The 8,275-nt window shown below is 42.1% G+C and carries 7 protein-coding genes; 3 read left to right on the plus strand and 4 right to left on the minus strand.

Annotation, left to right across the window (positions count from 1 at the left end):
- Nucleotides 1-266 precede the first annotated feature (266 nt).
- Complete coding sequence (aroF, locus tag V7K79_RS19415) at nt 267-1,325, plus strand: 3-deoxy-7-phosphoheptulonate synthase (RefSeq protein ID WP_335049627.1); 1,059 nt, start codon at nt 267-269, stop codon at nt 1,323-1,325.
- A gap of 343 nt (nt 1,326-1,668) precedes the next feature.
- Here aroF and V7K79_RS19420 read toward each other — a convergent pair whose 3' ends face one another.
- On the minus strand, nt 1,669-1,866 hold the full coding sequence (locus V7K79_RS19420) for a hypothetical protein (RefSeq protein WP_335049628.1): 198 nt from the start codon (nt 1,864-1,866) through the stop codon (nt 1,669-1,671).
- Nucleotides 1,867-2,657: 791 nt separating this feature from the next.
- A complete protein-coding gene (locus tag V7K79_RS19425) occupies nt 2,658-3,914 on the minus strand; it encodes an HhoA/HhoB/HtrA family serine endopeptidase (RefSeq protein ID WP_335049629.1) in 1,257 nt (418 codons plus the stop codon).
- Nucleotides 3,915-4,092: 178 nt separating this feature from the next.
- Between V7K79_RS19425 and V7K79_RS19430 the strand changes: the two genes are divergently transcribed.
- Nucleotides 4,093-4,989, plus strand: a complete 897-nt coding sequence (locus V7K79_RS19430) for an ATP adenylyltransferase family protein (protein ID WP_335049632.1) — start codon at nt 4,093-4,095, stop codon at nt 4,987-4,989.
- Nucleotides 4,990-5,108: 119 nt separating this feature from the next.
- Here the strand turns inward: V7K79_RS19430 and bioD are convergent, their stop codons facing one another.
- Together bioD and V7K79_RS19440 are read right to left on the minus strand one after the other, a co-directional pair.
- Nucleotides 5,109-5,804: a dethiobiotin synthase gene (gene bioD, locus V7K79_RS19435; protein WP_335049630.1), complete on the minus strand. Its 696-nt coding sequence runs from the start codon at nt 5,802-5,804 to the stop codon at nt 5,109-5,111.
- Entirely contained in the window at nt 5,804-7,528 is a 1,725-nt protein-coding gene (locus V7K79_RS19440) for a protein kinase domain-containing protein (protein ID WP_335049633.1), read from the minus strand. The genes bioD and V7K79_RS19440 overlap by 1 nt, the downstream gene beginning before the upstream one ends.
- 373 nt (nt 7,529-7,901) lie before the next feature.
- Here V7K79_RS19440 and V7K79_RS19445 point away from each other — a divergent pair, with 373 nt between their 5' ends.
- Nucleotides 7,902-8,198, plus strand: coding sequence for a hypothetical protein (locus V7K79_RS19445; protein WP_335049631.1), 297 nt, complete (start codon nt 7,902-7,904; stop codon nt 8,196-8,198).
- Nucleotides 8,199-8,275: the final 77 nt, after the last annotated feature.

An 8,275-nucleotide genomic window follows, 5' to 3' on the forward strand; every position in this document is an offset into this window, starting at 1 on the left:
GCAGAGTTTTTTCTTCTAATCCTTTTATTTAGAATAACCGGAAAGTGACAGAAGAGGGATATAGCCGCAGTCACATAGGTTAGGACATTTTAAAAGAGTGAAAGCTAGGAATAGTAATAGTTTTACCTCCTGCCTCCTGCCTCCTGCTATATTTATTTTGTAAACAAATTTTATCTTTAACTATTTGTAATTAGACCAATAGGCAACAATAAAGTTAACCTATTTACAGAAAATTTTACTCAATTAATTAATACAGGAACTTTCAGATGATTATAGTAATGAAAAGTGGTTCTCCAGAGGCGGAAATAAACCGCATTGATGAAGAACTAACTAGCTGGGGGCTAACTCCAGAAAAAATTATTGGCCAACACAAAGTAGTTATTGGTCTAGTAGGTGAAACCGCCAGTTTAGATCCGCTACAAATTCAGGAACTTAACCCCTGGATTGAACAGGTGTTACGGGTAGAACAGCCTTACAAACGAGCTAGCCGTCAGTACCGCCACGGCGAAGCTTCGGAAGTAGTGGTTAATACTCCTGATGGAGCAGTAGTATTCGGCGAACATCAGCCTTTAGTAGTCGTTGCTGGCCCCTGCTCAGTAGAAAATGAAGAAATGATTGTAGAGACGGCGCGGCGCGTCAAGGCTGCTGGAGCCGCATTTTTGCGCGGAGGGGCATACAAACCCCGGACTTCACCTTATGCCTTTCAAGGACACGGCGAGAGTGCTTTGGATTTGTTGGCGAGAGCGCGGGAAGTTAGCGGACTAGGTATTATTACAGAAGTTATGGATGCTGTAGACCTGGATAAAATTGCTGAAGTTGCTGACGTGATTCAGGTGGGAGCAAGAAATATGCAAAATTTCTCCTTGCTCAAAAAAGTGGGAGCGCAGCCGAAACCAGTTCTGTTGAAGCGGGGAATGGCAGCTACTATTGAAGATTGGTTAATGGCAGCCGAGTATATTCTGGCATCTGGTAATCCCAATGTAATTTTGTGTGAAAGGGGAATACGCACCTTCGACCGTCAGTATACACGAAATACACTGGATTTATCGGTAGTGCCAGTGTTACGAAAGCTGACTCACCTGCCAATCATGATTGACCCTAGCCACGGCGTAGGTTGGTCTGAGTTTGTGCCTTCAATGGCAATGGCTGCGATCGCAGCTGGCACAGATTCCCTGATGATAGAAGTTCACCCCAATCCTGCCAAAGCTTTATCGGATGGGCCCCAATCTTTGACACCAGAGCGTTTTGATAACTTGATGCAAGAATTGGCAGTAATTGGTAAGGCGGTGGGACGCTGGCAGCAACCAGCAGTAGCTCTAGCTTAAAATTCAGTTGCAACTTTGCGATCGGTATCTCAGCATAACTCCGAGTTTGTAGTAAGGACTTTAGTCCTGATAGACTTTACTCTCAGCGATGAATAACTTATTACAAATTCGGATTTTATTGTATGTTTAATTATGTTGACCTATTTATTGTAAATGTAAAATAATGCCCCTTTAGAATATTTATAGCCGTAGTCACATAGGTTAGGACATTTTGAAAAGATGAATGCTAGGAATAGTAATAGTTCTACCTCCTGCTATATAAAGGGGATTTTTAAACACTATGAGAGCTATAAAAAATAAATCTGTATCTGGAGATTTTCTAGCAGGCGATCGCTTAAGCTCCTCAAACACGCCGATCGCGTTTTATATCACCAACAACTTTTTCCAAAATCCAGCTCTCTAATTTATTCGGATTTAATTGTTGCTGATGTGTAATCAACCGATTGGCAATTTCTTCATTACCACTGAGTAAATTCAGAAGTTCCTTGTACAATGGATTATTCTTAGACACTACTTTTGATTTACTAGGCTGCCTCTTCATCTTTTTCAGGTCTGGTAATGCCTTATCTGAAGGTGAAGACAGAGATTTGAATTGGAACGGTGGTGAGGATGTTGGTTGCTGAGGAGCTTTAGCTTTTAGTTTTGATGTATCTATCCCATGTTCCTGAAGTAGGAATTCGTATTCATCTATAGCTTGTCTGAAAAGCTTTACAGATTATTGGTATTGGTTTACGGACTGCTTAAACAGTTTTGTAGATTGTTGATACATACAGCAGAATTCAGAATTAAGGAGTCAGAATTCAGAAGTAAAATAGCCTTTATGCCTAGCTTTGAGACGAATGAAGTGTACTTAATCTACTTGAAATCTGCTGTATACAAAGCTTTTCTCTGAAGCAAAATTTTGATCATGGATATAACCAGTAAAAGGGATGCAAAAAATAAAGCAATCTGTAGCTGAAGAATGAGCGTAAGCTGCATAATGAATTTTGAGTTAGTGATACAACTCTACAAATACAGGGAATCTCTAAATGAAGACATCAGAAAAATTGCCATATTTGTATCATGCTCATCAATGATGCACGTAGAGCCTGCGATCGCCTGTTGTGAATGTATACCGATAAATAAAGCCGTCCTATTAATGACAGGACGGCTTTATTTTGAGCTTTCTTTGTTTTCGTTTAATTTAGTCAGAAGCTGATATTATAGCAAGCGAATCAAAGGTTAGGACATCTTGAAAGCCTGGATGTTAGGAATAGTAATGTTTTACCTCCTGCCTTCTGCCTCCTGCCTTCTGCCTCCTGCTATATTACTCAAAACGTCTCACCACAGCGATTACTGCACTTGGACGGGGAAAGCACCAGGTTGCACAGCGATGTTAAGATTCTGCCCATTGCGACGTAATTCCATACGTAAGTCGCTTCCGACTTGACTATTTTCTACTGCCTTTTGAACACTGCTGGCATCTGTGACTGCTTGATTGCCAAGCTTTTGAATTACATCACCAGCACGTATTCCGGCTTTAGCAGCTGGTGAGTTTGGTATAACTTTTACAACTAATACACCTTTATCTTCATTCACACTCAAACCGCTATTGGGATCTGAGTTGATATTTTGTTTTAGCTGAGGTGTTAACCCCACCATCTGAATTCCCAGGTAAGGATGTTCTACTTTACCTGTAGCTATTAGTTGACTGGAAATGTGTTGTGCTGTGTTGATAGGAATAGCAAAGCCTAATCCTTGCGCCCCTTGAATAATGGCTGTATTCATGGCAATTACTTGGCCACGAGAATTTAGCAAAGGGCCGCCGGAGTTACCGGGATTAATTGCGGCGTCGGTTTGAATATACTCTACTCGCTTATCGGGAGCGCCGATGAGATTGCTACTGCGTCCGGTAGCACTGATGATTCCGGTAGTTACTGTATTATCTAATCCAAGGGGGTTGCCGATCGCGATCGCCCATTCTCCGGGTTGTAGTTGATCTGAATTACCCAAGGCTACTAATGGCAGATTGTCTGCCTGAATCTTCACAACAGCAACATCGGTCAATTCGTCTTTTCCTAGCACCTTACCTTTAAAGCTACGCCCATCCTTGAGTGTTACTGTTACGGTATCAGCACCATCAACTACGTGGGCGTTGGTAAGAATACGACCATCAGCACTAATAATAAAACCTGAACCAGTACCACGTTCTACCCGATTCTGTTGTTCTGGTATTTGAGAACCAAAAAAGCGTTGGAAAAGTGGATCGTTAAATTCATCTGGTATCTGGGTTTTTACCGTTCGGGAAGAGTCAATTCGCACCACAGCAGGCCCTACCTTTTGCACCACTTGGGTAACAAAATTAGGATCTGTGGCTGCTGGCAATGGAGGAGCGGCATTTACTCGACTTACTCCCAAACTAGATGCACTTTCAGATACCTGCTGAGAGTGTCCAGCCATATAACCGCCTGCCAATGTCATACCCGATCCCAGCAATACCAGCGATAGAGAGGCGGCAGCCTTTCTCCAGGGTTTATGATATTTGGCATCAGCAGTGTTATGTGAAATGCTATTTGATGGGTGTTCTCTGTCGCGAGATTCGTTTTGCATTGCTGTCTGGAAAGATATTTAGATGTGTTACTAATGTAGATATAATTTGTGACAGTTTTGTTGCAGAGGTATTGCGTTGTTGTGAAAACTTTGCTATTTTATTGAACCGTATTGGAATATAGTCATTCGTAGAGACGTACATCGCTGCGTACTCTTTACTATGCCTAAAGGAATAAAAATGGCACAGGGGAAAATCTTACTTAAACCTGGCACTTTATGGACAAGTGTTAAAGAACGGACTGAATATGCTTTGCAATGCGGGGCGCTACTGTCGATTCCGACAGAATTTGAATTTGTTGAACAGGATGGCGTGCGCTTTTTAGTACGGATTTTGTCTAACCTGAATCGCAAAAAAGCAGCTAAGGATAAACAGGAAAAACAATCTGCTACTTCTGGTGAAAAGTTTAATCCTTTTTTGCCCTATGAAAAGGATTTATTTGTGGCAGATATCTCCGATACCCATGTATGTATTTTAAACAAATTCAATGTTGTAGATTATCATCTGCTAATTATCACCCGTGGTTTCGAGGAACAAGAAAGCTTACTCACCTTGGAAGATTTTACGGCTATGTGGGCGTGTTTGGCTGATTTCGATGGTTTAGCATTTTACAACAGTAGCAAAACCGCAGGTGCTAGTCAGCGACACAAGCACTTACAATTAGTACCCCTACCACTTGTCCCTTCAGGGTTGCAAATACCGATTGAACCTTTGCTAACATCAGCACAATTTCAAAGCTCGAATGCAACTTCAGCAAAACTTCCTTTTGTACACGCTTTCGCATCACTAAATTCTAATTGGGTGCGATCGCCATTGGCAGCGGGCCAAGCAACACTAGAAATTTATCACACTTTGCGTCATGCTGTGGGTTTAGATGCAAAGCAATCTGGTGCTTACAATCTACTAGCAACACGAGAATGGATGTTGATCGTACCGCGATCGCAAGAGCATTTCCAATCTATCTCTGTGAATTCATTAGGATTTGCTGGTGCGCTGCTGGTGCGAAATGCAGCAGAAATGGAGATTCTCAAAACCCAAGGGCCGATGACTATCCTCAAAAATGTTGGTGTATCGTAATTGAGTTAATGGGATATACAGTAGTTTTCAAGAAAATAAGGTACAAAGTGCAGGACTTAAAATCAGACATAATAAAGTTTTACTCCCTGCCCCCTGCCCCCTGCCTTTCTTCAGTAATGTCAATTTAAATCATTCTCAAGTGTTAGTGTTTCCCAATCTAAATCTGATGCTATTTGAGCAAGTTTATCTAAATCAGTCAGGTTATCTAGATAGGGTAAGCAGCCCAGAACTGGCGTGTTAGTGAGTGATTGAATCAATTGAAATGGTGTCCAGTCGGCTATTTCTGTATCAGTTCGGGGTTGTACGCAGTTCAAAACAATGCCTTTGAGATTGACGCGCGATTGTCTAGCTAATGCTACATTCGCCACTGCTTGAGCGATCGCACCCAATCTCACTGGTACTACCAATACCGTTGGTAAACACCATTCCCCTGCTAAATCAGCTACCGTTAATTCCTCGGTTATTGGCGAACCCAACCCTCCCAAGGCTTCTACAAGTACAAAATCACGCTGCGATCGCAACTTAGACAAAGCTTGCCACACAAGTGCTAAATCTACTCGGTGATTTTCCCGTGCTGCTGCTATAGGAGGAGCAAGAGGTGCTTGAAAGTACAAAGGTGTAATTTCTTCAGCAGATTGTTCTAGCACAAATAGCTTTTGATACCACTCGCGATCGCCAACTCCCGATTGAATCGGTTTCATGATTCCCCAGCGACGCTGCGGATAATATTTTTGCCAATAGGCTGCTAACGCTGTTGTTAAAACAGTTTTACCAGCTTCGGTATCAGTTCCAGTAATCAGTAGTGTGTTTGACATTAATTTCTTTGACCAGAAAATGGTTGTGTTCCATCAACCGGGGGTAAAGTCGGCGCTTCAGTAGTGGTCGGAATTGGCAAAGGTGTCTCTGTGGGAATTGGCAAGGGTGTTTCTGTGGGAATTGGCAAGGGTGTCTCTGTGGGAATTGGCAAAGGTGTCTCTGTGGGAATTGGCAAAGGTGTCTCTGTCGGAGTTGGTTTGACTGGTTTTTCTAATGCAACATTGAGGTTGTAATTGCTTTCGGCAACACCTGAAAGCAGAGTTAACTCAATAGTATATCTACCAGTAACTAACAATGTGCCTTGATAAAATGTAACTTGTTGGGCAGTATTCTCAATTGGTTGTCCATTGGGATTTAAAACTGTTAGTAGAATGTTGCTTCCTGGGTCAATAAACGTGTTTAATTTAGCACCTTCTCGCCCAAAAAAACTGTACTGGATGATCTGATTTGCTTTGAGAGTACCTTCAACGGTGGTTAGCTTAGACGCTGTGAGCTTGAGGCGCTTAGTAGATATAACAGGTAAATCGTTAGTAGGTGTCGGTGTCGGTGTTGGCGTGGGTGTTGGTGTGAGTGTTGGTGTGGGTGTGAATGTAGTACCACCAGAAATTACTGGTGAAGGGAAATTTTGTGGAAGCGTCTCATCTGCTGTTTTCGACTGACTGCGGATGGAACTGACTAGTGCCCAAGAACCAAATCCTGCTACGATCACGACAACAATGCCAATTGCGGCGATCGCTAACGGATTATCTAAAATCGAGTTGGTGGGACTTGGTGGAATCACAGGATCGGTTTTCTTGGGTGAAACTGCTGGTGCTACTAAGTCAGGACGGCGACTAACTGCCATTGTCTGCAAGTTAGACACATTTACATTAGGAAGACTGACTGACTGTAAAGGTCGTAGTGCTTGAGATACACTAGCAGCACTTTGATAGCGATCGCTCGGTATATGATTCAACATTCGATTCAAAACTTGGGCAAATCGTGGGTTCACTTTTACCCACCGTTGCCAATTCCAAGTTAGTTGGTTTTGATCGAATAGATCCTTTGGTTCTTTACCAGTCAGCAAAACAATCGCGCTTACCGCTAATGCATACAAATCACTACTAGGATAAGCTCCCCCTGTTTGCATTTGTTCGCTGGGAGAGTAGCCTAGTTTTCCGACGGTGGTTCCTGGTAGCGGACTATCTGGCGATTGTAAACGCGTTGCTAGTTCCTTCACCACTCCAAAGTCAATTAACACAGGTTTAGCATCACTATCTCGCAAAATAATGTTTTCTGGCGAGATATCCCGATGAATAATTCCTCGATTATGAATATGCTCTAAAACAGGCAACAATAACTCTATCAGCTGCAATACTTCAGCCTCTGTGAAAGTTTTACCCACTGCTTGACGTTCAGCCAGCAAAGTTCGGTACGTCTGACCTGCAACGTAGTCCTCCACTAAAAATAAGCGTTGGTCTTGCTCAAATCTTTCGCGGAATTTCGGCACTTGTGAGTGTTCGATTTGATATAAAATGGCAGCTTCTCGATGAAAAAGCTCTTGTGCCCTCTCCCAATCCAAAGCTGACGTTGCTGTTGAATTCAATTCCTTGATCGCGCAAAGTTCGTTAAAGCGCCTCTGGTCTTCTGCCAAATAAGTTCTACCAAATCCTCCTTGTCCGAGAATTTGAATTATGCGGTAACGGTTTTGCAAGACAGTGCCAACTGTAATCGGTGGTTGCATGATCGATTGATTGAGTGTAGTAGCAACTGAGGAGGAAGTCACCCACAATAGATAGTCCAAGAGGCGACGGACAGTTACCTGCGGCAATATTCTACTATACTCAGCAACTACACTCCACCAGAGCAAGGTTGTTTCCTACTACATAACTTCAAAGTCCCTAATCCTCAATTCAATTTCTCTTCCTGGCAAAACGATAGATTTTGAAATACGCAAAATTAACTAGACAATCCAAGTTATACAAATCACTTATCTCTTTTTCAATCAATCTTATGGAAAAATCAAAAATTGCAATTTGTCTAACTGTGCTTGTGTTAGTCAAGCTTCTGCACAATAAAATCGGTAGCGATCGTTTTTAGAAAGAATCCCCAGACTCATGAACCCTTTAACGATTGCAGAAGATCCAAAAGAGTTTCTTAGGCAGATGATGAGTAGTTTTAGTGAGCAAACGTGGTCGGCTGGCTGGCTTTCGGAACTCGTATTTATTCTCTGGAGAAAAATCAGAGAATGTTCAGATGACCTAACTTTAAGAGAGATTGCTGATTTTAATTTTTACAGTGGTCTAGCCGGAGGATGGTGGATGTGGGACGAAAATCAAAAATCTGAAGTGTTTATATCTTTTCAGGAATGGATAAAAGTTTACAGTCAATATAAATCAATACGGTTCAGTTAAGGCTATGCAGTGCTTGAAACAACAAACACAGGAGGATTAGTTCTTGTTCCAGTACCTCTGTGTTTAACTTTTTTAGA

The sequence above is a fragment of the Nostoc sp. genome, from assembly GCF_036917575.1.
Classification (GTDB): domain Bacteria; phylum Cyanobacteriota; class Cyanobacteriia; order Cyanobacteriales; family Nostocaceae; genus Nostoc.

What these genes read in the sequence shown, in the direction of transcription:
- V7K79_RS19425 (WP_335049629.1), bottom strand. Translation starts at nt 3,914, where the DNA reads ATGCAAAACGAATCTCGCGACAGAGAACACCCATCAAATAGCATTTCA.
- V7K79_RS19420 (WP_335049628.1), bottom strand. Translation starts at nt 1,866, where the DNA reads ATGAAGAGGCAGCCTAGTAAATCAAAAGTAGTGTCTAAGAATAATCCA.
- bioD (WP_335049630.1), bottom strand. Translation starts at nt 5,804, where the DNA reads ATGTCAAACACACTACTGATTACTGGAACTGATACCGAAGCTGGTAAA.
- V7K79_RS19440 (WP_335049633.1), bottom strand. Translation starts at nt 7,528, where the DNA reads ATGCAACCACCGATTACAGTTGGCACTGTCTTGCAAAACCGTTACCGC.
- V7K79_RS19445 (WP_335049631.1), top strand. Translation starts at nt 7,902, where the DNA reads ATGAACCCTTTAACGATTGCAGAAGATCCAAAAGAGTTTCTTAGGCAG.
- V7K79_RS19430 (WP_335049632.1), top strand. Translation starts at nt 4,093, where the DNA reads ATGGCACAGGGGAAAATCTTACTTAAACCTGGCACTTTATGGACAAGT.
- aroF (WP_335049627.1), top strand. Translation starts at nt 267, where the DNA reads ATGATTATAGTAATGAAAAGTGGTTCTCCAGAGGCGGAAATAAACCGC.